Origin of the sequence: Roseomonas sp. KE2513 (assembly GCF_016107305.1) — a bacterium.
Lineage (GTDB): Bacteria > Pseudomonadota > Alphaproteobacteria > Acetobacterales > Acetobacteraceae > Roseomonas.
Map to the genome: position 1 here is coordinate 121,751 of NZ_RCVR01000010.1, position 26,276 is coordinate 148,026.

At 71.6% G+C, this 26,276-nt stretch carries 20 protein-coding genes; 14 read left to right on the forward strand and 6 right to left on the reverse strand.

What is annotated here, in order from left to right; genetic code table 11:
• Positions 1-24: 24 nt before the first annotated feature.
• Positions 25-2,361, reverse strand: a complete 2,337-nt coding sequence (locus D9599_RS12500; RefSeq protein WP_198381563.1) for a molybdopterin-dependent oxidoreductase — start codon at positions 2,359-2,361, stop codon at positions 25-27.
• Between the two features lie 212 nt (positions 2,362-2,573).
• Here D9599_RS12500 and D9599_RS12505 point away from each other — a divergent pair, with 212 nt between their 5' ends.
• Positions 2,574-3,596, forward strand: coding sequence for an SDR family oxidoreductase (locus D9599_RS12505; RefSeq protein ID WP_198381564.1), 1,023 nt, complete (start codon positions 2,574-2,576; stop codon positions 3,594-3,596).
• A 488-nt stretch (positions 3,597-4,084) separates the two neighbouring features.
• Positions 4,085-5,386, forward strand: coding sequence for an O-antigen ligase (locus D9599_RS32270; RefSeq protein ID WP_198381565.1), 1,302 nt, complete (start codon positions 4,085-4,087; stop codon positions 5,384-5,386).
• A 97-nt stretch (positions 5,387-5,483) separates the two neighbouring features.
• Here the strand turns inward: D9599_RS32270 and D9599_RS12515 are convergent, their stop codons facing one another.
• Positions 5,484-5,657 (reverse strand): DUF1328 domain-containing protein, encoded by a 174-nt coding sequence (locus tag D9599_RS12515; protein WP_198381633.1) that lies wholly within the window; start codon positions 5,655-5,657, stop codon positions 5,484-5,486.
• A gap of 108 nt (positions 5,658-5,765) precedes the next feature.
• Positions 5,766-7,586 carry a hydantoinase/carbamoylase family amidase gene (locus D9599_RS12520; RefSeq protein WP_198381566.1) on the reverse strand — a complete coding sequence of 607 codons (1,821 nt, stop codon included), beginning with the start codon at positions 7,584-7,586 and terminating at the stop codon, positions 5,766-5,768.
• 297 nt (positions 7,587-7,883) lie between these two features.
• Between D9599_RS12520 and queA the strand changes: the two genes are divergently transcribed.
• From queA to queG, 4 genes are read left to right on the forward strand one after another with little or no spacing between them, the layout of a single operon-like run.
• Positions 7,884-8,936 (forward strand): tRNA preQ1(34) S-adenosylmethionine ribosyltransferase-isomerase QueA, encoded by a 1,053-nt coding sequence (gene queA / locus D9599_RS12525; RefSeq protein ID WP_232480449.1) that lies wholly within the window; start codon positions 7,884-7,886, stop codon positions 8,934-8,936.
• Positions 8,933-10,087, forward strand: a complete 1,155-nt coding sequence (gene tgt / locus D9599_RS12530) for a tRNA guanosine(34) transglycosylase Tgt (RefSeq protein ID WP_198381567.1) — start codon at positions 8,933-8,935, stop codon at positions 10,085-10,087. The genes queA and tgt overlap by 4 nt, the downstream gene beginning before the upstream one ends.
• Positions 10,084-10,545 (forward strand): preQ(1) synthase, encoded by a 462-nt coding sequence (gene queF / locus D9599_RS12535; RefSeq protein ID WP_198381568.1) that lies wholly within the window; start codon positions 10,084-10,086, stop codon positions 10,543-10,545. Before tgt ends, queF begins: the two co-directional genes overlap by 4 nt.
• Positions 10,542-11,615 (forward strand): tRNA epoxyqueuosine(34) reductase QueG, encoded by a 1,074-nt coding sequence (gene queG, locus D9599_RS12540; RefSeq protein WP_198381569.1) that lies wholly within the window; start codon positions 10,542-10,544, stop codon positions 11,613-11,615. The genes queF and queG overlap by 4 nt, the downstream gene beginning before the upstream one ends.
• On the opposite strand, the gene D9599_RS12545 is transcribed toward queG, so the two are convergent.
• Positions 11,594-12,328, reverse strand: coding sequence for a GntR family transcriptional regulator (locus tag D9599_RS12545; protein WP_198381570.1), 735 nt, complete (start codon positions 12,326-12,328; stop codon positions 11,594-11,596). The genes queG and D9599_RS12545 overlap by 22 nt on opposite strands.
• Before the next feature lie 670 nt (positions 12,329-12,998).
• Here D9599_RS12545 and D9599_RS12550 point away from each other — a divergent pair.
• The 8 genes from D9599_RS12550 (at position 12,999) to D9599_RS12585 (ending at position 24,768) form a co-directional block, all read left to right on the forward strand.
• Positions 12,999-13,823 (forward strand): transglycosylase SLT domain-containing protein, encoded by an 825-nt coding sequence (locus tag D9599_RS12550; protein WP_232480431.1) that lies wholly within the window; start codon positions 12,999-13,001, stop codon positions 13,821-13,823.
• A 94-nt stretch (positions 13,824-13,917) separates the two neighbouring features.
• Positions 13,918-14,973 carry a ligase-associated DNA damage response exonuclease gene (locus D9599_RS12555; protein ID WP_232480432.1) on the forward strand — a complete coding sequence of 352 codons (1,056 nt, stop codon included), beginning with the start codon at positions 13,918-13,920 and terminating at the stop codon, positions 14,971-14,973.
• Positions 14,970-16,586, forward strand: a complete 1,617-nt coding sequence (locus D9599_RS12560) for a cisplatin damage response ATP-dependent DNA ligase (RefSeq protein ID WP_198381572.1) — start codon at positions 14,970-14,972, stop codon at positions 16,584-16,586. Before D9599_RS12555 ends, D9599_RS12560 begins: the two co-directional genes overlap by 4 nt.
• A 147-nt stretch (positions 16,587-16,733) precedes the next feature.
• Positions 16,734-19,256 (forward strand): ATP-binding protein, encoded by a 2,523-nt coding sequence (locus tag D9599_RS32275; RefSeq protein ID WP_198381573.1) that lies wholly within the window; start codon positions 16,734-16,736, stop codon positions 19,254-19,256.
• Positions 19,257-19,372: 116 nt separating this feature from the next.
• Entirely contained in the window at positions 19,373-21,391 is a 2,019-nt protein-coding gene (locus tag D9599_RS12570; protein WP_198381574.1) for a cache domain-containing protein, read from the forward strand.
• Positions 21,392-21,519: 128 nt separating this feature from the next.
• Entirely contained in the window at positions 21,520-23,967 is a 2,448-nt protein-coding gene (locus tag D9599_RS12575) for a heavy metal translocating P-type ATPase (protein WP_198381575.1), read from the forward strand.
• Entirely contained in the window at positions 23,964-24,389 is a 426-nt protein-coding gene (gene cueR, locus D9599_RS12580; RefSeq protein WP_198381576.1) for a Cu(I)-responsive transcriptional regulator, read from the forward strand. Before D9599_RS12575 ends, cueR begins: the two co-directional genes overlap by 4 nt.
• An 88-nt stretch (positions 24,390-24,477) precedes the next feature.
• Positions 24,478-24,768 (forward strand): hypothetical protein, encoded by a 291-nt coding sequence (locus tag D9599_RS12585; RefSeq protein WP_198381577.1) that lies wholly within the window; start codon positions 24,478-24,480, stop codon positions 24,766-24,768.
• A gap of 86 nt (positions 24,769-24,854) precedes the next feature.
• Here D9599_RS12585 and D9599_RS12590 read toward each other — a convergent pair whose 3' ends face one another.
• Entirely contained in the window at positions 24,855-25,550 is a 696-nt protein-coding gene (locus D9599_RS12590; protein ID WP_198381578.1) for a 4-carboxy-4-hydroxy-2-oxoadipate aldolase/oxaloacetate decarboxylase, read from the reverse strand.
• Positions 25,547-26,275, reverse strand: coding sequence for a PIG-L deacetylase family protein (locus tag D9599_RS12595; protein WP_043834829.1), 729 nt, complete (start codon positions 26,273-26,275; stop codon positions 25,547-25,549). Before D9599_RS12595 ends, D9599_RS12590 begins: the two co-directional genes overlap by 4 nt.
• Position 26,276 lies beyond the last annotated feature (1 nt).

Consider the following 26,276-nt stretch of genomic DNA (forward strand, 5'->3'; position numbering starts at 1 on the left):
GAGCCGGATATTTCGCTCTGCAAGTCATGTCGGCACAAATCGTTGAGTCGGTTGCCCTCCACCAAGCAGCGCCACCACCTGTGGCGGCCGGTGCACGGACACCTCCGGGAGGGAGCCCTGCCAGGCCTCCACCTGCACGAGGCAGGACTGCGCGGCGCAACCCTGCCCGAGCGAGGAGGTGCCGGTATCCTGGGTCAGCACGTTCGGGTTGCCGTGCGCGCAGATGGCCCCCGCCTCTGTCTCCACCGGATCCCACCAGGCCCCTGTGGACATGGTCACCACCCCCGGCCGCAGGCCCTCCTCCAGCACGAGGCCGGCAAGCGCCGCGCCGCGGTCGTTGAACACGCGTACCACCTGCCCCGCCGCGAGCCCGCGCGCGGCGGCGTCCGCGGGGTGCATCCGGATCGGTTCCCGCCCCCGTAGCTTGCCCGCCCGCGCGGCACGGGCGGGATCGAGCTGCCCGTGCAGCCGTGTCGCCGGCTGGCTGGAGAGAAGGTGCAGCGGAAAGCGGGAGAGGTCGCCGCCCAGCCATTCCCGCGGCGCCTTCCAAACGGCATGGCCCGGCACCTCCGGATCGCCGAAGCCCGCGATGGTCTCCGAGTAGAGCTCCACCTTTCCGGAGGGCGTGGCCAACGGCGCCGCCGCCGGGTCGGCGGCGAAATCGGCGAAGCCGACAAAGTCCCGCTCGGGCGGGCTGAACTCGATATGCCCCTCCGCCCAGAAGCGGTCGAACTCCGGCACTGCCGCCCCCATGGCCGCACAGGCCCGGCGGAAGCGGTCGTAGAGGTGCCGCAGCCAGGCGCCCTCGTCCCGCCCCTCCGTGAAGGCGGCGCGATAGCCCAGCGCCTCCGCGATATCGGCGAAGGCGTCGTGGTCGTTCCGCGCCTCTCCCTGCGGCGGCACCGCCCGGTGCATCGCCCGCAGGAAGCGGTCGCGCGACGAACTCGCGATATCGTTCCGCTCCAGCGTCGTCGTCGCCGGCAGCACGATATCCGCGTGGCGCGCGATCGAGGTCCACCAGGGCTCCGAGACCACGATTGTCTCGGGACGGGAGAAGGCGCGGGCCAACCGGTTGAGGTCCTGGTGGTGATGGAAGGGATTGCCCCCCGACCAGAACACCGCGCGGATATCCGGCAGGAGAATATCGCGCCCGTTGTAGCGCAGCACCTCCCCCGGCCGCTCCAGCAGCTCCGTCACCCGTGCCACGGGGATCGAGACGCCCACGGGGTTGCGCGCGGCGGGTAGGTTCACTGTCGGCAGTTCCCGCCGCGACGTGCCCATGCCGTTGATGCTGCCATAGCCGAAGGCGATCCCCTGGCCGGGCTTGCCGATCCCGCCGAGCACGCTTGCCAGCCCCACCAGCGCCCACCAGGGCTGCTCGCCGTGCTCGGCGCGCTGGATGGACCAGGTGGCGGTCAGCATCGTCGGCACCCGCGCCGCCTCCAGTGCCAGGGCACGGATCATCGTCGCCGGCACGTCGCAGAGGGCCTCGGCCCATTCCGGCGTCTTCGGAACCCCGTCCGCTTCGCCCATCACATAGGCCCGCAGCCGGTTCCAGCCGGTGGTGCAGCGGGAGAGGAAGTCCCGGTCCTCCATCCCGGCCTCGACGATGGCATGGATCATCGCCAGCACCATCGCCGTGTCGCCACCCGGACGGATCGGCACCCAATCGGCCTTCAGGAAGTCTGCGGTGTCACCACGCAGCGGGCTGATGTTGACGAAGCGCAGCCCCGCCTCCGCCGCCCGGCGCATCTGCGGCACGTATTCGTGCGCCCCGCCGCCGCCCGCGGTCACCAGCCCGTTTTTCAGCGGCAGGCCGCCGAAGCACAGCATCAGCCGCGCGTTGCCGATGATGCTGCGCCAGTCGGTCGCCGGGCCCGTGACGGGGTCGTTGGTGCCCAACACATGCGGCATCAGCGTCATGCCCGCACCATAGGAGTAGTTCGTCACCTGGGACGTGAAGCCGCCGCCCAGCCCCAGGAAGCGGTGCAGCTGGCTGCGCGCGTGGTGAAATCGCCCCGCCGAGGCCCAGCCATAGGAGCCGCCGAGGATCGAGGCGTCCCCGTGCTCGGCCCGCACCCGCGCCACCTCCTCCGCCACCAGCCGCGTTGCCCGGTCCCAGGAAACGGGCACGAAGCGGTCCCGACCGCGCGGGGAGCCCCGCCGTGCCCCGCGCAGCCAGCCCTCCCGCACATAGGGCCGGTCGATCCGGCACTCGGCATGAACCAGGTCCGGCATCCCCTCGACAAGGGGATTCGGCCAGGGATCGCGGGCGAAAGGGCGCGCGCCGGTGACGCGGCCCTCCTCCACCACGGCGTCGAAATAGCCCCAGTGGGCGGCGTGCGGGACAGTAACTGACATGGCCGGGAAGCATCGACCTTAGAACCGCGGCAATCAACCGCACCCGCCCGGCAGCCCGAAACCGTGCCCTGCTGGGGGGCGTTCTGTTCCGCGACGCATAATGGCCGCCCGGCCGCGGACCAACGACCCGTACAGCGCCCCCTTCCCTCCTCCGCCTCGTTCCCGCGCCCGCCGCGCGCATCGCCGCGCCCCCACCCCAGGAGATCCGACGGATGGACCAGACAAACGACAGCGCGCCCTCGCGCCGCCAGATGATGGGCGGCGTGACCGCCGGCGCCGCCATGGCAGTCGCCTCCAACGCCCTTGCCCAAGGGACCACACAGGGCGCCCAGCCCACCTCGCCCCTGCCGCTCGCGGTGCCGCGCGACCCGCGCGACGAGTACCCCCGTCCGCCCTTCGCGCGGCAGACCCAGGCGGCGCCGGGACTTGCCGGACAGATGAACCCCCGCCCCGACCACGGGGAGACGAGCTACCGCGGCACCGGCCGCCTCGCCGGCCGCAAGGCCCTCATCACCGGCGGCGATTCCGGCATCGGCCGCGCCGCCGCGATTGCCTATGCCCGGGAGGGCGCGGACGTCGCCATCGGCTACCTGCCCCAGGAGCAGTCCGACGCGGACGAGGTACTGGAGATCATCCGCCAGGCCGGCCGCAAGGCCGTCGCCCTTCCCGGCGACATCCGTGACGAGGCCTTCTGCAACCAGATGGTCGAGACCGCGGTGCGCGAGATGGGCGGCCTCGACATCCTCGTGAACAATGCCGGCAAGCAGCAGGCGCAGAAGTCGATCACCGACATCACGACCGAGCAGTTCGACGCGACCTTCAAGACGAATGTTTACGCGCCCTTCTGGATCACCCGCGCCGCGGTGCCGCACCTCAAGCCCGGCGCCGCTATCATCATCACCGCCTCCGAGCAGGCCTACGATCCCTCGGCGATCCTCTTCGACTACGCCCAGACGAAGGCCTGCGGCGTCAGCTTCGCCAAGTCGCTGTCAAAGCAGCTTGCCGAGAAGGGCATCCGCGTGAACGCCGTGGCGCCTGGCCCCTACTGGACCGCACTCCAGCCCTCCGGCGGCGCCCTACCCGAGGCGCTGGAGCAGTTCGGCGCCAAGACCTCTCTCGGCCGCCCGGGCCAGCCGGTTGAAATAGCGCCGGTCTACGTCCTGCTCGCCAGCCAGGAGTCGAGCTTTACCACCGGGCAGGTCTTCGGCGCGTCGGGCGGCGGCGGGTTTCCCTGATTTCGTCTTGCTGCCCTGGAGAGGGCCCCGCCCTCTCCAGACCTCTCCCGCCAAGGGCCTGAGGCCCTTGGATCCCCATCTGACTGAAGTAGATGCGGTGATCAGGAGTCGGTTCTTTCGTCATTTCCTTCCCGCACATGCAGTCGCTTCAGTTCCATGATCCGAGGCGCACCGGTCGTTAGATCGTTCGCATCGGAAGAAAAAAGATGATGGCGAGGGCTTCGGGGAAGGAAGAATTCTCTCTTTCTCTCCCCGGAGTCACCGACGCTGCTGGATCAGACCCATTGCCCAGCCCCAGGCTTGGGCCCTGCTCTTCCGGGCGCTAGAACCCGCCGGACCGCCTGAACCCAGGCGTGACCAACCACCGGGCGAGAAGTCGCATGGCGTCGCGTGACGAAACCGGGGCTTTCGGGCCCGTCCCTCAGCGCCCAGTCCTTTCGGCCCATCCGCGCCTGCGGCCTGGCGATAGGGATCAGGTGCCCCCCGTCGTGCCGCCGCTTCCGCCGGGGATCCTGCCCGAGAACCGGATCAGCGAGTACGACGACGCCCCCGGCTTGGGCGCCCTGAACCGCGGGCCGCCGCGGGCTTGGTGGTGGAACGCCTCCTTACCACTGGCGGTCGCCGCCGCTATTGCGCCCGCCGTCACCGTGCTGCAGTTCCGTGCCATGGCGCCGCTGGCGGTGATCGCCATGCTGCTGGCGGTTCTCGCGCATCGGCGGGAGCGCGGACGGTGGCCCTGGCCGCGCGCGTTCGCGGTGCCGGTGCTCATCCTGCTCGCGGCCTTCGGGGCCGTTTCCGTCCTCTGGTCGCCCGAGCCGCGCTGGGCGCTCGCCGCCGCCGGCAGTCTTGCGGGCCTGGCACTGCTGGGCGGCGCCTCGGCCGTGGTGGTGGAGGACGAGACGCTGTCCGGCCGTCGCGCCCTCGGCTGGTGCATCCTCGGGGGCCTCGCCTTCGGCCTTTTGCTCGGTGCCTACGACAATGCCACCGGCCAGTCCGTTCGTGCGGCCGTCCGGGGCCTTTCCGAGACGCGGCCCGGGCTTGAATTCGGCCTCAAGCCCGCAGCCTCCTTCATGGCGCTGCTGCTGCCGCTCGTCCTGAAGGCGCGCTTGCCGGAGGCGCTGCGCTGGGTGCTTCTCGCGCTCGGCGCCATCCTCGTCTTCCTCATGCCGGGCGAGACCGCGAAGATCGCGGGCCTCGCCGGGCTCGCCGCGGCGGCGCTCGTGCGCGTCGGCGGGCGAGGGGCGTCGAACCTGATCGCGCTCGTCCTCGCGGGCAGCCTGCTTGCCACGCCCGTCCTCCTGCCGCTCACGCTGCGGCCGGACATCGCGGCGGAGATGCCGCGCTCCGCCCTGCACCGCATGCTGATCTGGGATTTTGGCCTTGAGCGCGCGGCCGAGCACCCGTTTCTCGGCTGGGGCATGGAGGCGAGCCGCAACCTGCCGGGCGGGCGCGACAATCCCTCGGACGCCTCGATCGCGCGGCTGGGCGTGAGCCCGACCGGCGCCAATTCCTGGCTGCGCGAGCCGGGCATCGAGCGCATGTCGCTCCACCCACACAATGGTGGCCTTCAACTTTGGTTGGAGCTTGGCGCGGTAGGGTTGGTACTGGGTTCGCTCGCGACCCTTGCCCTGGGCTGGGGCGCTACGCCGATGGCGGCAGGCGTGCTCGCCTCGGCAGCAGTAAGCTTCCTTGCGTCCTTTGGGGTCTGGCAGGGCTGGTGGCTCGCGAGCCTTGCCTTCGCCGGCGCCCTCGCGGCGGGGCTCTCGGTGCGGCGGGGCCAGGAACGCTGAAAGGCGTATTCTTGTAGAGAGGGTTCAAGGAGAGGAAGAAGGGGTTCTTCCTCTCCCTGGGGCTGCCGGTGACGCCAGCGCGGGAAGAAGCCCGTGGCTAAACCCCGCGCCCACGCCCCATGAAGTTCATCAGCAGCATGATCACGAACAGAACGATGAAGACGTAGAACAGGATCTTCGCAATCCCGACCGCAGCGCCGGCGATGCCGCCGAAGCCGAGCACGCCCGCAATCAACGCGACGACGAGAGCGATGATCGCCCAGCGCAGCAAACCACCTTCAGCCATGTTACCCTCGCTCATGATTGTGACGAGGATCAAACAAGGCCGAGGCTTGTAAGTTTCGGCGGTGCCCCATCACGCCGCTGTTTCGTGAATTGGTCAGTCCTGCAGGATGCGCCGCGCGCCCTCGGCCAGCACGCGCATTCCCAGCGCCAGGTCCTCCTCTGAGGTGTCCTCCGTCCAGTGATGGCTGATGCCGTTGATGGAGGGCACAAAGAGCATCGCTGCCGGCATCACGCGCGCGAGGTACTGCGCGTCATGCCCCGCGCCCGACGGCATTCGCTGCCATCGCTTCGGCGCCAGGGCTTCGGCCGCGCCCGCCAGCGCGTCCTGCAGCGCCGGGTCGCAGACGGCGGGGGTGGAGAGCGACATCGCCTCCAGCACCGCGGGGCAGCGCTCCCGCCGGTTGCTCTCGGCCACGCAGCGGCGCAGCACCACCTCCAGTCGCCGCAGCACCTCGATGTCCACGTCGCGGTACTGGAACAGGATCTCCGCGCCGCCGGGGATAATCGAGGGCGCGCCGGGCGAGAGAGCGATGCGGCCCGCCGTCCAGACCGTGCGCTCGGCGCAGTGGCGCGGGAACTCCTCGTCGATCATCGCGAGCAGCCGGACGGCCGTGAGACCGGCGTCGCGCCGCTCCGCCATCGTCGTCGTGCCCGCGTGGTTCTGCTGCCCCGCGATGGTGATCCGCCACTGCCAGATGGCGACGATCCCCGTCACGACCCCGACGCCGAGCCCCTGCGTCTCGAGCTGCCGCCCCTGCTCGATATGCATCTCGAGGAAGGCCTTATAGCGGTCCCGCTCCACCTGCAGGCGCGGTCGTCCTTCCAGCCCCACCTCGCGCAGCGCCTCGCGCAGGGGTTTGTCGTGGTAGCGGTTGGCCAGGCGGTCGATCTCCGCCTCCTCCAGGAGGCCGGTGAAGGAACGGCTGCCGATGAAGCTGCCGTAATGCCCCTCCTCGTCCGCGAAAACCGCGACGTCGACGGGCAGCCCGGCGCGAGCCAGGTGCAGCGCGGCCACGCAGCCGAGCGCGCCGTCCAGCCAGCCCGCCTCGTTCTGGCTCTCCAGGTGGCTGCCGGCCAGCAGATGCGGCCCGGGCTTCGGGCTGCGGCCGAGGATATTGCCGATCCCGTCGATCTCGGCCTCCAGTCCCTCCTCCCGCAGGCGGGAGACGAACCAGTGACGCGCCTCCATGTCCTGGGGGGAGAAGGTCGGGCGGTGCACGCCGGTCTTGAACGCGCCGAAGCGCCGCAGCGCGTGCAGGTCCGCCAGGAACCGGTCCGTATCCACCACCATGCGCCGAATCCCCGCTCTTGCCGCGGGTGGCACATTAGGCCGGTTCGGCCGCCCGTGAAATTGCCTGGAGGCGCCCTGCTTCAGGCCAGCGAGCCGCCGGGCGAGCGCCGCCGCGGCCTCGCGCACCTCTGGGTTCTCCCAGTAGCCCGCATCGATGGCCAGCCGCAGCGTATCGTGCCCCGCGCCGCCGATGAGGATGTCCGGCGTCGTCTCGCGGTCTGCGAAGGCGTGGATCAGGAGGTCGTCCGCGTCCCCATCGAGGATGATGCCCGCCCCCGCTCCGCCGTTCAGCGTGTTGTTCCCCTCCCCGCCGGCCAACTCGTCGGCACCAACGCCGCCGACCAGATTGAGCCCCACCGGCCCTGCGTGGTCCGGACCAGCCGGCGCGCCCTTTCCCGGATCGGAGGGAGCCGCGGGATCGCTCTTGCCCGGACCGGAAGGCGTGGCCGGATCGCTTTTGTGGGAATTGGGAGGTGTCGCGGGGTCGGGCGGCACGACGGTGCTCCTGGGCGTGGCCGCCTCCGTCGTGCCCGGCACGACTACGCCGCCGCCCAGCTTGTGCCCTCCACGAAATTCCGCATAGCCGCCAGCGCCACTCCACCATCCGGCACGCTGGTCCCCCAAGGCAGAATCGCCTGGAGCGCCGCCTTGTGGAGGCTGCTCACCGCATCGGCGGCAGTATCAGCGGAGCAGGTGACCTCGGGCCGCTCCACAGACCGTTTAGCGTTCGCAAAGGATCCTTTCTTGAGACCCCGGACCGAGGGTTACAAGGAGAGACTCCATTAACTATTTTGACCGCCCGTGATCCGCTGCGCCAGCCCGCACCCCATTGCTTGTCCTGGGCGGAAGGGCTAACCGCCCCCGCCCCCTGAACGGCCCTCTCCCCTGTCCCTGAACACGCCCCCCGCCCCGCCGCGCCCGCTGGCCACCGCCGACTTCGCCTTCGACCTGCCGGAGGCGCTGATCGCCCAGTCCCCGGCCCGCCCGCGCGACTCCGCCCGCCTGCTCCGTGTGGGCGACCACGCAGAGGATCGGGCCGTGCGCGACCTGCCAGGCCTGCTGAACCCCGGCGACCTCATGGTCGTGAACGACACCCGCGTGATTCCGGCACGCCTTCGCGCCAGGCGCGGCGAGGCCCGCCTTGAGATCATGCTCAACCGCGCGGAGGCCGACGGCACCTGGCACGCCCTGGTCCGCAACGCGCGCAAGCTGCGGCCGGGTGACGTGCTGGCCATCGAGGGTGCGCCCGAGTTGGCGCCGCGCGTGGTCGAGCCGCCCGAAGGTGGTGCCGTCCGCCTCGATTTCGGGCCCGACCAGGCGGCGCTGGCCGCCGCACTAGAGCGCGCGGGCGAAATCCCCCTGCCCCCCTACATCGCCCGCCCCGAGGGCCCCCGCCCGGAGGACCGCGAGGACTACCAGCCGATCTTCGCCCGCACCCCCGGCGCCGTCGCCGCCCCCACTGCCAGCCTGCACTTCACGCCCGAACTCCTCGCGGCGCTGGAGGCGCGTGGCGTCGCCCGCACCACCCTCACCCTGCATGTCGGCGCCGGGACCTTCCTGCCGCTGCGGGGCGATAACCCGCGTGCCCAGCACCTGCACGCCGAATGGGGCGAGGTGACGGAGGACGCCGCCCGGGCCATCAACGAGACCCGCGCCCGCGGCGGCCGCGTGGTCGCCATCGGCACCACCGCGCTCCGCCTGCTGGAGACCGCGGCGCGGGAGGACGGTACTGTCGCCCCTTTCCGCGGCCTCACCGACATCTTTCTCCTCCCCGGACACCGTTTCCGCGGCGCCGACCTCCTCCTCACCAACTTCCACCTGCCGCGGAGCACGCTTTTCATGCTCGTTTGCGCCTTCGGCGGAACCGAGCGGATGAAGCGGGCCTATGCCCACGCCATCGCCGCCGGCTACCGCTTCTACTCCTACGGCGATGCCTGCCTCATTGCCCACGACGAGGTGGAGGCAGCGGCGTGAACGGTCCCCTGAACTTCACGCTGCAGGGCCGCGACGGCGGCGCCCGCGCCGGCACCCTGCACACCGCGCACGGCGACGTTCCCACTCCCGTCTTCATGCCCGTCGGCACCGCCGGCACGGTGAAGGCGATGACGGCGGATGCGGTGCGCTCGACCGGCGCGCGCATGGTGCTCGGCAACACCTACCACCTCATGCTCCGCCCCGGCGCCGAGCGCGTCGGCCGTCTCGGCGGGCTGCACAGGCTGATGGACTGGCACGGTCCGATCCTGACGGATTCCGGCGGCTTCCAGGTCATGTCGCTCGCCGGCCTCCGGAAGATGGATGCCGACGGCGTCACCTTCCAATCCCACATCGACGGCAGCAAGCACCGCCTGACGCCGGAGCGCAGCATTGAGATCCAGCACCTGCTGGATGCCGACGTCACCATGTGCTTCGACGAATGCACCCCCTTCCCCGCCACGCATGAGCAGGCGGCGAAGAGCATGCGCCTCTCGATGAAATGGGCCGCCCGCTCCCGCGAGGCCTTCCGCCCGCGCGACGGCTACGGCCTGTTTGGCATCCAGCAGGGAAGCACCTTCGAGGACCTGCGCGCCGAGAGCGCGAAGGCCCTGACCAGTATCGGCTTCGAGGGCTACGCCATCGGCGGCCTCGCGGTCGGCGAGGGGCAGGCGGAGATGTTCCGCACCCTCGATTTCTCCGTGCCCATGCTGCCGCAGGAGAAGCCGCGCTACCTCATGGGCGTCGGCACGCCCGCCGACATCATCGGCGCCGTCGCCCGCGGCGTGGACATGTTCGACTGCGTGATCCCCACGCGCTCCGGCCGCACGGGGCGCGCCTATACCAGCCGCGGCGTGCTCAACATGCGCAACGCCCGCCACGCCGACGATGCATCCACGCTGGACCCGGAATGCGATTGCGTGGCCTGCACGCGGCATTCCCGCGCCTATATCCAGCACCTCATCAGGGCCGAGGAGATGCTCGGCCCGATGCTGCTGACCTGGCACAACATCCGCTACTACCAGACCCTCACCGCGCGGCTTCGCGCCGCCATCCTCGAGGGCCGCTTCAAGGCCGAGGCCGCCGCCATTGCGGCGAAATGGGAAACCCCCGCTCCGGCCGAGCCGCCGTCGAAGGAGGAGACGACCTCATGAACAGCGACGTTTCCGGTCTGACGCAGCTCGGCCAGTTCACCGCCCAGCCGAACAGCCCTGAGGAAGCGGTGCTGGAGCGCGTGCCCAACCCGCACAAGGGCACGCACTACGTCGCCCGCTTCACCGCGCCCGAATTCACCTCCCTCTGCCCCATCACGGCGCAGCCCGACTTCGCGCACCTGGTCATCGACTACATCCCCGGCGATTGGCTGGTGGAGAGCAAGAGCCTCAAGCTCTATCTCACATCCTTCCGCAACCACGGCGCCTTCCACGAGGCCTGCACGGTCGATATCGCCAAACGCCTCGTCGATCTGCTGGGGCCGGTATGGCTCCGCATCGGCGGCTACTGGTACCCGCGCGGCGGCATCCCGATCGACGTCTTCTGGCAGACCGGCAGCCCGCCCGCCGGCGCCTGGATCCCCGACCAGGGCGTGCCGCCCTATCGCGGCCGCGGATGAGTGCGGACGCGCGCAGCCTGATCCGCGACGAGGCCCTCCGCCTGGGCTTCGACGCGGTGGGCTTCGCGCGTGCCGAGCTCGGCCCCGAGGTGCGCGACCGCCTCGCGGACTTCCTCGCCGCCGGCATGCACGGCGAGATGGGCTGGATGGAGGGCCGCGCCGAGCAACGCGCCCACCCACAGGCCCTCTGGCCCGAAGCCCTCTCGGTCGTCTCCCTCGGCCTCTCCTACGCCCCCGCCGACGACCCGCTCGCCGCGCTCTCCATGCCCGGCCGCGGCGCGATCAGCGTCTATGCCCGCCACCGCGACTACCATGACCTCGTGAAATCCCGCCTGAAGGCGCTGGCCCGCTGGATGGTCGCGCGCTTCGACGCGCCCGGCGTCAAGGTCTTCGTCGATACCGCCCCCGTTTCCGAGAAGCCCCTCGCCCAGCAGGCCGGCCTTGGCTGGCAAGGCAAGCACACGAATCTCGTCTCCCGCGCGCACGGCTCCTGGCTTTTCCTCGGCGAGGTCTACACGACGCTCACCCTCGAGCCCGACGCGCCGCACGCCGACCGCTGCGGCAGCTGCACCCGCTGCCAGACCGCCTGCCCGACCGACGCCTTTCCCGCGCCCTACCGCCTCGATGCGCGCCGCTGCGTCTCCTACCTCACCATCGAGCACCGCGGCCCGATCCCCGAGGACCTCCGCCCCCGTCTCGGCAACCGCATCTACGGCTGCGACGACTGCTTGGCCGTCTGCCCCTGGAACCGCTTCGCAAGGCCGACCACCATCCCCGGCCTCATCGCGCGCGAGGACCTCACCGCCCCGCGTCTCGCGGAACTCGCGGCGCTGGACGATGCCGCCTTCCGCGCGCGCTTCTCCGGCTCGCCTATCAAGCGCGTCGGCCGCGGGCGCTTCGTGCGGAACGTGCTGAACGCGATCGGCAACTCGGCCGACCCGTCGCTCCTGCCCCTCGTGCAATCTCTGGTAGGGGACGAGGATCCCGTCGTCGCCGACAGCGCCCGCTGGGCGGCCGCCCGCCTCGGCTCAGCGGCGCCGAAGGGGACTCAGGTCAGCTCCACCGCGTAGCGGTGCGCGCGGGTGTCGAGCCGCGTCACCCGCATCTCCACCGGCCGCCGCGCGGCGTCGAAGGTCACGCGGTCGATCACCAGCAGCGGCGCGCCCACGGGAAGGCCGAGCACCGCCGCGTCCTCCTCCGTCGCGGCCGCCGCAGAGAGCACCTCCTCGGAGCGGACCACGGTGATGCCGTGCGCGCTCTGGTAGTGCACGTAGATCTCCGTCCCCAGCTGCTCCGGCGCCAGCGGCAGGCTGAGGCCCATGAACAGCGCGGCCGGCAGGGTGATCCGCTCGACGATCCGCGGGGTTCCGTCCAGCCGCCGGCTGCGGTCCACCCGGTGCACCTCGGCGCCCGGCTCCAGCTGCAGCCGCGCCGCTTCCTCCGGGGTCGCCGGCCCGGTGGTCACCCGCGTGATGAGCGACTCAGGCTCTGCCGCCCGTCCATCGAGCGTGCGCACACGGAAGAACTGCCCGAGCGCTGCCCGGCTCGTGTGCCGCGCCACATAGGTGCCGCGCCCCTGCCGACGCTCGATCAGGTGCCGCCGCTCCAGCCCCGCCAGTGCCCGCCGCAGCGTGCCCGGGGAGACGCCCAGTTCATGCGCCAGCTCCGGCTCGGCCGGCAGCGCCTGGCCCGAGGTCCAGGTGCCGGAGACGATCCGCTCGTTCAGGATGGCTTCGACCTGGGCATAGAGGGGGCGCGCGTCCGGCCGGCGCAGGTCGCTCACGTGACGTTTCCACAATTCATGGCTGGCTCCATCCTATCACCCCCACCCGCGCGCAGGCGAGGGCGCGGCCGGAGGGGCGAAAACCCGCGCCAGAATGGGCGGTAACGGCCGTGGTGCGGGGGCATCTCCCAACCGAATCGGTCCTTCATTGGTCTTGTGTCTTATAGAGGACCGTGGCACACGTCTCTCGCCGCCGTCGAAGACGGGCCGGGTTTAGGGTAGGAAACAAACGGGGACGACGCGGAGTCCGCCAGTTTGGCACCGGTCAGGCGACTGCCTCCGGACGCCCGGCGACCCGCGTCGTCACCCACAAGTCCCCTTCCACATCTCCCATCCGCTGACACCCCGTGCCGCTCGCACGCCCTTCTGCGCGACCAGACGCTTTTAGTGTATTTGCAAGAGGAAGTCGGCTCCTTGGCGTCCTCATCCAAGTAATCGTGGGCGCACGAATACTGTCGCCTGACAAGAAGGCAAGATGTTCCGTGCCGATGCTGGCGGCCCCGGAACGATGACCTCCGCTGGACTGGGGCCGCGCGACCGCCCAACTCGGCACGAAATCGAAACCGCTTGCACGCTTACTCGCTTTTCTGTTACCGCGTTCGCCATGACGTCCGCGCCCCCTCCGTCGGCTTCCCCCGGCCGGCAGGTCAACGCGGCGTTCCCGTGCGCGATGCCGCGGAGCGCCCCTCCGACCCAAGCCGAAAGCCCGAGCCGACGACGCCAGGAGGGCGCCCGGTTCGCGCTCGCCTCGCTCCTCGTCCTCGGCTTTGGCACTCTTGCGGCCAGCTGCGCCTCGGCGGAGGACACGGCTGACCGGACGGCCGAGGCCGCCGCGCCCGCCCTTGCGGCCCAGGCGGGTTCTTCCCCCGCCGTTCCCGGCAGCCAGCCCGGCGCCCGTCCCAAGGCCCCCTCTCGCCGCCTCCCGCCCGGTATCACCCTCGCCTCGATGGCGCCCCCGGCCGCCGGCCGCGAGTTCAACAGCCCCCGCGCCGCCTGTCTCAATGCCGCCCGGCAGTCGGAAGCCGCGCACAACATCCCCCCGGGCCTCATGGTCGCGGTCGCCCTGGCTGAATCCGGCCTGCACGCCTTCGCCATGAACATCGGCGGCCGCAGCCACTTCCCCTCCAGCACCGAGGAGGCCCGGCGCCTCTACAACGCGGCCGGGGCGGGGCAGCAGCTCATGGCCGGCTGCGTGCAGGTGAATGCCCGCGTCCACGCCGCCGGCTCCGACTGGCCCCTCGACCCTTGGCGCGCCGCCGACTGGGGCGCTGCCTATCTCCGCTCCCACTATGAGAAGTCCGGCAGCTGGGCCGAGGCGCTGCGGCGCTGGAACGGCGGGGGCGCCGCCGGCAACCGCCTCGCCTGCCGCGTGCAGGCGAAGCTCGCCGTCACGAACCCCGGCAGCACCCTTCTCTCCGGCATCTCCTGCGGCTCCGACCAGCGGGAGCGGCGCAACGGCCAAGCGCTGCTGGAGATCGCCGAGTCCGCGGACTAGCCGGGCGGTCCCGTTGGACACCACGGGGGCGGCCGCCTTGCCGCCACCTCCAACCGCGGCCATCTGCTCATCCATGCCCCACCCGGAAAGCTGGATGACGGTCACCCCGCTCGGCCTCTACTGCGAGCCCGGGGATTTCTTCATCGACCCCTCCCGGCCCGTCGAGCGCGCCGTGATCAGCCACGGCCATGCCGACCACGCCCGCCCCGGCCACAAGGCCGTGCTCGCCACGCCGGACACCCTCGCCATCATGCGCGCCCGCTTCGGAGAGGACCGGGCCGGCGATGTGCAGGAACCGCTGCGCTACGGGGAAAGCGTCACCCGCAACGGGGTCCGCATCACCCTCCTTCCCGCCGGCCACGTCCTCGGCTCGGCGCAGATCGTCCTTGAGTGGAAGGGCAGCCGGATCGTCGTCTCCGGCGACTACAAGCGCGCGCGCGACCCCACCTGCGCGCCCTTCGAGCCGATGGAGTGCGACGTCTTCGTCACCGAGGCCACCTTCGCCCTCCCCGTTTTCCATCACCCGCCCGCCGAGCACGAGATCCGCCGGCTGCTGGACAGCGTCGCCCTCTTCCCCGAGCGGGCCCATGTCGTCGGCGCCTATGCGCTGGGCAAGACGCAGCGGATCATCGCCCTGCTGCGGGAGGCTGGCTGGGACCGGCCCGTCTATCTTCACGGCGCGGTAGAGAAGCTCTGCACCCTCTACGAATCGCTTGGCGTTCCGCTTGGCGACCTGCGCCCGGTGCCCAAGGGCCTCAAGCGCGGCCATCCGCCGATCCTGGCGGGCGAGATCGTCATCGCGCCACCTTCGGCTGAATCCACGCCCTGGGCGCGACGCCTGGCCGACCCCGTCACCGCCGCCGCCTCGGGCTGGATGACGGTGCGGCAGCGCGCGAAGCTCCGCGGGGTCGAGCTTCCCCTCATCGTCTCCGACCACGCCGACTGGGACGAGCTGCTGGCCACGATCGAGGAGGTCCGCGCCCCCGAGGTCTGGGTCACCCATGGCCGCGACGACGCCCTCATCCACGCCCTGTCGCTCCGCGGCGTCCGCGGCCGTGCCCTGCACCTTGTCGGCCGCGAGGACGAGGAGGACGAGGGCGCCCCGGAGGCGCCCGCCGGCACCGAGGAACCGGCCGGAGCCGCCCATTGAGCGTCCAGGCCTTCGCCGACCTTCTCGAACGGCTCGTCTTCACCCCTGGTCGCAACGCGAAGATCGCCCTCATGCGCCGCTGGTTCGCCGAGCAGCCCGACCCCGACCGCGGCGTCGGGCTCGCGGCGCTGACGGGCGAACTGGCCTTCACCGCTGCCAAGCCCATGGTGATCCGGGAACTCGTGGAGAGCCGGGTGGACAAGGTCCTCCTTGCCCTCTCCCATGACTATGTCGGCGACCTCGCCGAGACGGTTGCCCTCATCTGGCCTCAGCGGGAGGGGGTGAACGCCCCTCCGCCCAGTCTTTCCGAGGTGGTCGAGGGCCTCGAGCTCGCCTCCCGCGCCGAGGTCCCGGCGCTGATGGAGGGATGGCTCGACACGCTCGATGCCGGCGGCCGCCTGGCGCTGATCAAGCTCGTCACCGGCGGGCTTCGCGTCGGCGCCTCCGCCCGGCTGGCTAAAACGGCGCTCGCCGAATGGTCCGGGCAGGAGATCGGCGAGATCGAGGAGGTCTGGCACGGCGTCGCGCCCCCCTACATCCCCCTGTTCCGCTGGCTGGAGGGACAGGGGCCCCGCCCCGATGCCGCCGGCGCGCCCGTCTTCCGCCCGCTCATGCTCGCCCACCCGCTGGAGGCACCCGCCGACATCGCGGCCGTGGAGGCCAACCCCGGCGACTGGCGCGCCGAGTGGAAGTGGGACGGCATCCGCGTTCAGCTCACCGCCGGCCCCGGCGGCCGTCGCATGTGGTCCCGCACCGGCGAGGACATCTCCGGCGCCTTCCCCGAAATCGCCGAGGCCATGGAGTTCCACGCCGTCCTTGATGGCGAGCTGCTGGTGATCAGAGATGGAACGGTCGCGCCCTTCTCCGACCTCCAGCAGCGGCTGAACCGCAAGGTGATCGGCCCGAAGCTCATGCGCGACCACCCCGTGGCCGTCCGCCTCTACGACCTGCTGCTGGACGGCGAGGAGGACCTGCGCGCCCTGCCCTTCGACGCCCGTCGCGCACGCCTTGAAGCCTGGTACGCCCGTCACGCCCCCGCCCGGATGGACGTGTCCGAGATGATCTCCTTCACCGGCCTCGACCATCTCTCCGGCCTGCGCGACACCGCCCGCGCCGCCTCCATCGAAGGGCTGATGCTCAAGCGCGCGGACAGCCCCTACCTCCCCGGCCGGGTGAAGGGCCTCTGGTGGAAGTGGAAGCGCGCGCCGCTCACCGTGGACGCGGTGCTGATGTATGCCCAGCGCGGCCACGGCAAGCGCAGCAGCTACTATTCCGACTATACCTTCGGCCTCTGGCGGAGGAACGAGGACGGCACGCGGGAGCTGGTGCCCGTCGGCAAGGCCTATTCCGGCTTCACCGATCAGGAGCTGGTGATGCTCGACCGCTGGGTCCGTAACCACACCACCGGCCGCTTCGGCCCGGTGCGGGAAGTGGAGAAGGCCTTCGTGCTGGAGGTGATCTTCGACGCCGCCCAGCTCTCCACTCGCCACCGCTCGGGCGTCGCCATGCGCTTCCCCCGCATTGCCCGCCTGCGCCCCGACAAGCCGGCGGAGGAGGCGGACGCGCTGGAGACGCTGATGGAGATGGTGGAGAACCGCCCGACCTGCGCTTGAGGACTGGCCAAGCCTTGCGTGGGTCGAACTCGAACCGTGACAGTTTCAGCCCGCCTCGGTAAACAATTGATCAGCGCGTCACGACGCGCCGAACTGTCCCACGCGGATAGGTGGGCAACGCATGCCGGAAAGGGAGAGGCCGGAGCCGTGACGCACCAGATCCTCCCGCTCCCCGAGATGGGGTCTGAGACTTCCGCCGGCCCGGTCCTGGCCCGCCGGCGCCGCGCTTTCCGCTGGGCGAGCTTTGCCGGGCTCAGCGTCCAGGCAAGGCTCCTGCTAATTATCGCGGCCTGCCTCCTGCCCACCTTGGCCCTTCAGGCGGTGGTCGGCTGGAAGCAACTCGCCGAGCGCCGCGCGCAGCTCGGCAACCTCGCCCGGCACCAGGCGGAACTGCTGGCTGGCACCGTGGACAACGTTGCCAACGGCGCGCGCATCCTCCTTGGCGCCGCCGCAGAGCTGGACCAGGTCCGGAGCGCGGGCCCGGATTGCGGTCCGCGTCTGGCGAGCCTGCGCCGGCACGCGCCGGGTTTCGCCTTTATCGCCCTGGCCGATCACTCAGGTGGCGTCATCTGCGCCTCCGACCCCACCCTCTACGGCGAGCGGGCCCCGGGTTGGGTCCCGGAATGGGGCCAGGGTGCCGCGCCGCCGCAGCGCTTCACCGCCGGGCGCTTCACCCGCACCCCCCTGCGCCCGGGCGGTGTGCTGCCCTTCCACTTCCCCCTCCCCGCCTCCGCCGGGCAGGAGGCCCGCACCCTCGTTGCGGCGCTCGACCTCAACTGGCTCTCGGACCAGCTCCGCGCCCTGAAGCGGGACGGCTCACCCTTCCTCGCCGGTGGGGTCCTCACGGTGGCCGACGCGCAGGGAGTCATCCTCGCCCGCGACATCCGCCATGCCGAGTTCGTCGGCCGCAGCTTCCCGCCCGAGGCATTGACCCTCACGCAGGCGACCGAGCCGGGAATCCTGCGGATTCGAAGCATCGACGGGGTCTTGCGTCTCATCGGCTACACGCCGCCCATCCCTGCGAACCACAATCTCTCCGCCGTCGTCGGCTTCTCGGAGCAGGAGTTGATGGCAGACCTCGAGCGCGCGTTGCTGCGCGGGGCGCTGCTGATGGTCGGCCTCAGCGCCGTCGTCTTTATTCTTACCCTTCTCGCCGCCCGCCGCTTCATTGCCCGCCCCGCGCGCGCCCTTCTCGCGACGGCTGAGGAGTGGCGGGGCGGCAACCTCGCGGCCCGGGCCCCCGATTGTGGCCCGGGCTCCGAGTTCGGCCATCTTGCGGCCGCCTGGAACGGCATGGCCGCGGCCCTGCGCCAGCGCGAGGACGAGCTGCGCGAGCATGCGGAGGCGCTGGAGCGCCGGGTCGCCGACCGCACGCGGGAACTGGTGGAGGCCAACGACCGCCTCTCGGCCGAGGTGGCCGAGCGCCAGCAGACCCAGGCCGCCCTGCTCCAGGCGCAGAAGGTGCAGGCCGTGGGGCAGCTCGCGGGCGGCATCGCGCACGACTTCAACAACGTGCTCCAGGCCGTGCTCGGCGGCATCTGCCTCGTCCGCCGCCGCGCGGGCGACCCCGAGGCAGTGGGGCGCCTCGCCGCTATGGTGGAGGAGGCGGCGCGGCGCGGCGAATCCGTCACCCGCCGCCTGCTCGCCTTCTCCCGCCGTGAGGAGCTACGTGCCGATGCGCTGGAGGTCGGCGCGCTGCTCGAGGGGCTGCACGAGGTGCTGGCGGCCACGCTCGGCGCGCGCATCCGCGTGTGGGTGGATGTGGCGCCCAACCTGCCACCCGTCTTCGCCGATCGCGGGCAGCTCGAGACCGTGCTCGTCAACCTCGCCACCAATGCCCGCGATGCGATGCCCCGTGGCGGCACCCTCACCCTCTCGGCCCGGCCTTCCGACACGGTGGCGCCGGAGGAGGACCTGCCCGCCTGCCTTCCCGCGGGGGACTATGTGCGCCTGACCGTCGCCGATACGGGCGAGGGCATGGCGCCAGAGGTGCTCGCCCGTGCCTCGGAGCCCTTCTTCACCACCAAGCCGCTCGGCCAGGGCACCGGGCTCGGCCTCGCCATGGCCCGCAGCTTCGCCAAGGGCTCGGCCGGTGCGCTGGCCATCAAGAGCGCGCCCCGGCAGGGCACGCGCATCTCGCTCTGGCTGCCGGTGGCGCGCCCCGCTCGGGCGAAGGAAGCGGCAGGTCCGCTCGCGGCGCCCCTGGCCACGGGCGGCGAGACCCAGCCGCGCCCCTGGGCCGATGCGCCCGCGCCTGACGCCGCAGCGCGGGCCGGCTCCGCCGGGAAGCCCCGCGTGCTCCTGGCCGACGACGAGCCGATCGTGCGCAACGTGCTGGTGACGCAGCTGGAGGACGCCGGCTACGCCGTGACCGCGGCGCCGGACGGCAGGCTCGCCCTCGCCCAGCTCACCGCGGCTGGCCCCTTCGACATCCTCGTCACCGATCTCGCCATGCCGGGCCTGGACGGCGTCGCCGTCATCCGCGAGGCCCAGCGGCGCCAGCCGGGCCTGCCCGCCATCCTGCTGACCGGCTACGCGGGCGATGCCGCCTCCCTGGCCCTCGGCACCGGCTTCACCCTGATGCGCAAGCCCATCGCCGGCATCGCGCTGGCGGACCAGATCGCGGCGCTGCTGGGAAGGGCGGGCGGCGGGGTCAGCCCGGCGCGGTGAAGCCCAGCTAAAGGCAGGAACACGTCCGGGCGAGCGCGAGTGGCGGAGCAACCCTCCGTCAAGTTTTGTCATGGAGAATCCGCGCTTTCGGAATGGAACAGGGACGACTGCCCTCCATGACACGCCGCGCCACCCACGGGTCCATCAGGACCAGACTGCATCTCTGCACCCTCGTCGCCGCGCTCGGCCTGATGGGCCTGGCCGCGTACGAGGTGGCCAGCCGGACGGCGGAGCTGGAGGAGAACCGCATCGCCATGCTGCACGCCGTGGTCGACACGGCTGTCGCGAGCGCCGGCCGGTTCGAGGCGGAGGAGCGCGCCGGGCGTCTGGACCGCGCTGCCGCCCAGGCCGCCGCCGCCGCCGCCATCCGCGCCATGCGCTACGAGGGGCAGGAATACCTCTGGATCAACGACACCCAGGTCCGCACGCGGGTCGTCATGCACCCCTTCCGCCCGGACCTGGAGGGACAGGACGTCTCGGAGGTACGGGATCCGAATGGCCTGCCGCTCTTCGTTGCCTTTGCCGAGAAGGTGCGCGCGGCCGGCGCGGGAACGGTCGGCTACCTCTGGCCACGCCCCGGCGCGGATAAGCCGGTCGAGAAGCTCTCCTATGTCGCGGGCTTCGCGCCCTGGGGCTGGGTGATCGGCACCGGGGTCTATGTGGACGACCTTCGCGCGGCACAGGCAAGCGTGGTGCTGCACGGTGCGCTGGTGGCCGGCGTCTCGGCATTGCTGGTCGTGCTGATGATCAGCCTTGTCGGGCGCAGCATCACCCGTCCGCTGGCCAGGATCGCGGCGGCCACCACGGCCATGTCGGGCGGTGACCTCGGCACACCCGTGGGCGATACCGACCGACGGGACGAGTTTGGCCATCTTGCCCGCGCTCTCGAGACCTTCCGCGAGGGCGGGCTGCGGACGCGGCGCCTGGAGGATGAGGCGCGGGCCGAGCGCGCGGTGCGCGACCGCCGCCAGGTGGCGATCGAGCGACAGACGCAAGACTTCGGCGCCTCGGTCTCCGGCGTGCTGGCGAGCCTCGCGCGCTCGGCCGACGAGATGCGCGGAGCGGCTTCGGAAATGTCAGGGGTGGTGCTGCGCACGCGCGAGGGCGCGGCCGGCACCGCGGCGGAGGCGGAGGAATCCTCGCGCAACCTCTCGGCCGTCGCCACCGCGACGGAGGAGCTGAGCGCGAGCGTGTCGGAGATCGCGCGGCAGATGGCCCGCAGCACGCAGTCCGCGCAGGCGGCGGTGCAACGCGCGGGGGAGACGGACTCCGCCGTACGCGGCTTGAGCGAGGCGGCCGCGCAAATCGGCGAGGTCCTGCACCTCATCGCGGATATCGCCGGGCAGACGAACCTGCTGGCGTTGAACGCCACCATCGAGGCGGCGCGGGCGGGCGAGGCCGGCCGGGGCTTCGCCGTCGTCGCCTCGGAGGTGAAGCAGTTGGCTGCCCAGACCGCCGAGGCGACGGGGCGGATCGGTGAACAGGTGCGCGGCATCCAGTCCGCGACCGAGGAGGCGGTGGTCGCGGTGCGTGACGTGGGCGCGGCGATCGGGGAGGTCGAAGCCATCGCGACCGCCATCGCGGCCGCCGTGGAGGAGCAGGGCGCGGCCACGCGCGAGATCGCGGCGAACGTGCAGACCGTGGCTCAAGCGACCGCTTCCGCCACCTCCTCCTTGCGAGGGGTGGCCGATGTGGCCGAAGGGGCCCAGGGAACCAGCAGCACGGTTCTTTCCGCCGCGGACAACCTCGCCCAGGTGGCCACCGACTTGCGCGGCGAGGTGGACAGCTTCCTGCGTGCGATGGTGGCGGAGAGCGAGGGGACGGACCGCCGCCGTTACGAGCGGGTGCCCGGCGGGGACGTGCCCCTTCGCCTCCTCGCCCTCGGCCTTCCTGGCGGCGAGACGCGGGTGGCGCTGAGGGATATTGGCCAGGGCGGCGCTGCCGTCGCCTGCGCGTGGGAAGCATTGCCCGGCACGTCGGTCGAGCTTGCTGCGGGGGCGGAGGAACGCATCCCCGGCCGGGTGGTGCGGGCGGACGGCGCCTGCATCGCCATCGCCTTCCGGCAGGACGAGCGAAGCATCGGCCTGGTGGACGTGCTGCTCGCGCGGCTTCCGAAGGAACGACAGGCGGCCTGACGAACTCCGCCGAGGCAGCAGGTGTCAATGCGCGTGCCGTAACCCTGCTTCCGACCGGGCAGCGTCAGGACGCCCTTGACCTTCCCATCATGGGAACCCCCATCTCGAAAGCGATGGAGGATCCTCCGATGAGCCTTGCCGAAGCCACGCGCCTGAGCCTTCCCGTCGAGGGCATGACCTGCGCCTCCTGCGTGTCGCGGGTGGAGCGGGCGCTATCGGCCGTGCCGGGCGTGACGGCGGCGGCGGTGAACCTCGCCACCCATCGCGCGATGGTGGAGGGCGAGGCGCTGGACCTCGCGGCGCTGCGCCGGGCGGTGGCGCGGGCCGGGTATGAGTCGCCCGGGGAAGTCACCGAGATCTCTGTGGAGGGCATGAGCTGCGCCTCCTGCACCGGGCGGGTGGAGCGGGCGCTGGCGGCGGTGCCGGGGGTAGAGGGCGCCTCGGTCAACCTCGCCACCCATCGCGCGACCGTCCGCCACGCACCGGGCGCGGTGGAGCGCGAGACGCTGGAGGCCGCGATCGCGCGGGCCGGCTACACGGCGCTGCCTGAGCACGACCCTGAGCACGACCCTGGGCACCACCATGGGCACGCCGCGGCTAGCGAGGCCGATCCCCATGCCGGGCCGCCCGGCGCGGGGGAGGAAGCGGGGCTGAGGCGGGACACGCTGGTTGCGATGGTGTTGGCCGCGCCGCTGTTCCTCGTCGAGATGGGCGGGCATCTCGTGCCGGCCCTCCATCACGCGGTGGAGGGGCAGGCCTGGCGCCTCGTGCAACTCGTGCTCGCCACGGCGGTGATGTTCGGGCCGGGCTGGCGCTTCCACCGCACGGGCTGGCCGGCGCTCCTGCGGGGCGGGCCGGACATGAACAGCCTCGTCGCGATCGGCACGCTCGCGGCCTGGGGCTATTCCGTGGTGGTCACGCTGGCGCCGGGGCTGCTGCCCGAGGGGCAGCGCGGGGTCTATTTTGAGGCCTCCGCGGTGATCGTGGCGCTGGTGCTGCTCGGGCGCTGGCTCGAGGCGCGATCGCGCGGGCGGGCTTCCTCCGCCATCCGGCGGCTGCTGGACCTCAGGCCGGCGACGGCGCGGGTGGAGCGTGAGGGGCGCGAGGCGGAAGTGCCGGCGAGGAGCCTGCGCGTCGGGGAGGTGATGCGCCTGCGCCCGGGCGAGCGGGTGCCGACCGACGCGGTGGTGCTCGAGGGCGAGAGCCACGTCGACGAGTCGATGGTGACCGGCGAGTCCCTGCCGGTCCGTCGCGGGCCGGGCGATGCGGTGGTCGGCGGCACGGTGAACGGCCGCGGCGCGCTGCGCCTGCAGGCGACCGCCGTGGGATCCGCGACCGTGCTCGCCCGAATCACGCGGCTGGTGGAGGAGGCGCAGGGCGGCAAGCTGCCCGTGCAGGCGATGGCTGACCGCGTGACGCGCTGGTTCGTGCCGGCGGTGATCCTCGTCGCGGCCCTGACTTTCGTCGGCTGGATGGTGGCGGGGGCCGGGACGGCGGGGGCGCTGGTGGCGGCGGTTTCGGTGCTCATCATCGCCTGCCCCTGCGCCATGGGGCTGGCGACGCCGGTGGCCGTCATGGTCGGCACCGGCCGCGCGGCGGCGCTCGGCGTGCTGTTCCGGCGCGGCGCGGCCCTGCAGGCGCTGCGCGACGTGACGGTGGTGGCGCTGGATAAAACGGGCACGCTGACCGAGGGCCGGCCGGTGCTGACCGACCTGATCCCCGCGCCTGGCTTCGACCGGGAGGCGGTGCTGCGGCTGGTGGCGGCGGCCGAGGCCGGCAGCGAGCACCCGCTGGCCGAGGCGCTGCGCGAGGCCGCGGGCGAGGTGTCCCTGCCGCGGGCCGAGGGCTTCGAGGCCGTGCCGGGCATGGGCCTTCGCGCGGTGGTCGAGGGGAAGCGCGTGGAGGTGGGAGCGGCGCGCTTCATGACCTCGCTCGGTCTCGATGTCTCGCCTTTCGCCGGGGCGGCGGCGGCGCTGGCGGCCCAGGGGCGCTCGCCGGTTTTCGCCGCGGTGGACGGAAGGGTTGCAGCGGTGCTGGCGATGGCCGACCGGCTGCGCGACACGGCGGCGCCCGCGCTCCTCTCGCTCAAGGGCATGGGGCTGCGGCTGGCGATGGTGACGGGCGATAGCCGCCGGACGGCAGAGGCAGTCGCGCGTCCCCTGCCTCTCGATATCGTGGAGGCGGAGCTGCGGCCGGAGGGCAAGGTGGAGGCGGTGCAGCGGCTGCGTGGCGAGGGGCGAGTTGCCTTCGTGGGCGACGGCGTGAACGACGGCCCGGCGCTGGCGGCGGCCGATGTGGGCATCGCGATCGGCACGGGCACGGATGTGGCGATCGAGACGGCTGAGGTGGTGCTAATGTCGGGCGACCCGCGGGGCGTCGCGACCGCGATCGGGCTCAGCCGGGCGACGATGCGGAACATCCGGCAGAATCTCTTCTGGGCCTTCGCCTACAATGTCGTGCTGATCCCCGTGGCGGTGGCAGGGCTGCTCTCGCCCGAGCTGGCGGCGGCGGCGATGGGGCTTTCGAGCGTCTTCGTCGTCGGCAATGCGCTGCGGCTGCGGAGGTTCGCGCCGTGAGAATCGGGGAGGCCGCGAGCGCCTCGGGCGTCTCGGCGAAGATGATCCGGCACTACGAGGCGGTGGGGCTGCTGCCCGCCGCCTCGCGCCGTGCTTCGGGATACCGCGACTACGGGGAGGCGGAGGTGCACGCGCTGCGCTTCATCCGCCGCGCGCGGGAGCTCGGTTTCTCGCTGCACGAGATCGCGGCGCTTCTCGCGCTCTGGGGCGACCGGGCGCGGGCGAGCGCCGAGGTGAAGCGGCTCGCGCTCGCGCATGTGGAGGCGCTGGAGAGAAAGGCGCGCGACCTCTCGGCCATGGCGGCGACGCTGCGACACCTCGCTTCGACCTGCCACGGGGATGGACGGCCGGAATGCCCCATCCTCGAGGATTTGGCTGGCGAGCCGCCAAAGAAGCCGAACGCTCTCGGAAACGTGATCTAACCGTAAGTATCCAGCCCGTAACCCCTGGGGAATGCTCGGCCGGAACAGTCGCGATTCCGCGGCCGCTGGATCGGGAGATTAGGATCAGATGACGAAGTTGCATGCGATGCTCGGCGCGGCCGCGATCGGCCTGCTTTCCGCCTGCGCGCAGACGACGCCGCCTCCGACGCCGACGACCGAGCCGATGCGTGGCGCTGCCCTCCCCGTCGGGCGCGCGGTGCCCGGTGGGCCGGCGACCCCGGGGATCGGGACCGAGCCGATGCGCGGCGCTACCCTCCCGACGGGCCCCTCGACGCCGGCCTATGGCAGCGGCGTCTCCATCGGCACCGAGCCGATGCGCGGTGGTTCCCTACCGACCGGGACCGATCAGCGCCGCTAGGCGCCGCCTAAGGAATTGGCGAAGCTGCGGGGGCCCTCAGGCCCCCGCTTTTCGTTTCAGGCTTTCACGGCCCAGCCGCGCTCGCCTCAGATATCCTCGAAGCGCTCCACATAGCGCAGCCCCGCCTTCTCCAGCGCCGGGCGCATGTCGTAGAGGTCGAGGCCGAGCACACCGGAGGCAAGCTTCGAGCGCTTGGCTTCCTCGTTCGCCTGACGCTTCTCGGCGGCGGCAAGGGTGGAAGCAATGTCGGCAGCCGGAACAACGACCACGCCGTCGTCGTCCGCCACGACCACGTCGCCCGGACGCACGGAGACGCCCGCGCAGACGACGGGGATGTTCACCGCACCGAGCGTGGCCTTGACTGTCCCGCGCGCGGAGATCGCGCGGGACCAGACAGGGAAACCCATCTCCCGCAGCACGGCCACGTCGCGCACGCCGGCATCGATGACGAGGCCGCGCACGCCGCGCGCCTTCAGCGAGGTGGCGAGAAGGTCGCCGAACATGCCGTCCGTGTTGTCGGTGGTGCAGGCGACGACGAGGATGTCGCCGGGCTCGCACTGCTCGACGGCCACATGGATCATCCAGTTGTCGCCGGGCTGAGCGAGCACCGTGACGGCGGAACCAGCGGCCGATGCCCCCGGCCAGGCCGGGCGCATGTAGGTCTTCATCAGGTTGGGCGCGCGGCCGCTCGCCTCGTGCGTGGTGGAGACGCCGAGCGGGGCGAAGCGGTCGATCGTCGCGAGATCGGCGCGCGGGTTGTGGCGGACGACGACCGGGGTCATGCCAGCACCTCGACGGCATCGGGGAAGATCGTCTGATAGGCCTCGCCGTACTTCATGGCCTTGCCGGAGTTGCGGCCGCCCTGCATGCCGCGGTTCAGCGCCACGCGCTCGTAGTAGTCCCAGAGGTGGCGTTGGGCGGGCAGCTGCTCGAAGGCCTTCCACTTCTGGTCCCACACCTCGGTAATGTTGAGGATGCGGTTGGGCTTGAAGTCGCACTGTTCGGGCTGGTGCGGCTCGAACTGGAAGACCTGCGGGGCGGTGTAGGTGACGCCGCCGGGGCCGGGCTTGTGGCCAGCGGCCTGGGCGGTGATGCGCGCCTCCTGCGCGACCTTGGAGGCGTAGGGGTGATCCACGTTGTAGGGGTCGTTCACCGCGTGGGTGAGGACGAAGGAGGGGTTCACCTCGCGGTAGATGTCGATCAGGCGGTCCATCATCGCGTCGGTGATGCGCAGCGGGTAGTCGCCAGCGTCGAAGAACTCGATCTCGGCGCCGAGGATGGAGGCGGCCGCTTCCGCCTCGGCCTTGCGGCCCTCCTTGCACTTCTCCAGAGTCATGCCCGGCTGCTTCCAGGCGCCCTGGCTCTCGCCGCGCTCGCCGAAGGACATGCAGACGATCTTCACGCGGTAGCCCATCTTCGCGTGCAGCGCGATGGCGCCGCCGGCGCGCCAGACGAAGTCGCCGGGATGGGCGGTGACGACGAGGCCGCTCTTCTGGGTTCCGGACATC

What these genes read in the sequence shown, in the direction of transcription:
- D9599_RS12500 (WP_198381563.1), bottom strand. Translation starts at nt 2,361, where the DNA reads ATGTCAGTTACTGTCCCGCACGCCGCCCACTGGGGCTATTTCGACGCC.
- D9599_RS12505 (WP_198381564.1), top strand. Translation starts at nt 2,574, where the DNA reads ATGGACCAGACAAACGACAGCGCGCCCTCGCGCCGCCAGATGATGGGC.
- queF (WP_198381568.1), top strand. Translation starts at nt 10,084, where the DNA reads ATGAACAGCGACGTTTCCGGTCTGACGCAGCTCGGCCAGTTCACCGCC.
- queG (WP_198381569.1), top strand. Translation starts at nt 10,542, where the DNA reads ATGAGTGCGGACGCGCGCAGCCTGATCCGCGACGAGGCCCTCCGCCTG.
- D9599_RS12550 (WP_232480431.1), top strand. Translation starts at nt 12,999, where the DNA reads ATGCCGCGGAGCGCCCCTCCGACCCAAGCCGAAAGCCCGAGCCGACGA.
- D9599_RS12555 (WP_232480432.1), top strand. Translation starts at nt 13,918, where the DNA reads ATGACGGTCACCCCGCTCGGCCTCTACTGCGAGCCCGGGGATTTCTTC.
- D9599_RS12570 (WP_198381574.1), top strand. Translation starts at nt 19,373, where the DNA reads ATGACACGCCGCGCCACCCACGGGTCCATCAGGACCAGACTGCATCTC.
- D9599_RS12575 (WP_198381575.1), top strand. Translation starts at nt 21,520, where the DNA reads ATGAGCCTTGCCGAAGCCACGCGCCTGAGCCTTCCCGTCGAGGGCATG.
- D9599_RS12585 (WP_198381577.1), top strand. Translation starts at nt 24,478, where the DNA reads ATGACGAAGTTGCATGCGATGCTCGGCGCGGCCGCGATCGGCCTGCTT.
- D9599_RS12590 (WP_198381578.1), bottom strand. Translation starts at nt 25,550, where the DNA reads ATGACCCCGGTCGTCGTCCGCCACAACCCGCGCGCCGATCTCGCGACG.
- D9599_RS12595 (WP_043834829.1), bottom strand. Translation starts at nt 26,275, where the DNA reads ATGTCCGGAACCCAGAAGAGCGGCCTCGTCGTCACCGCCCATCCCGGC.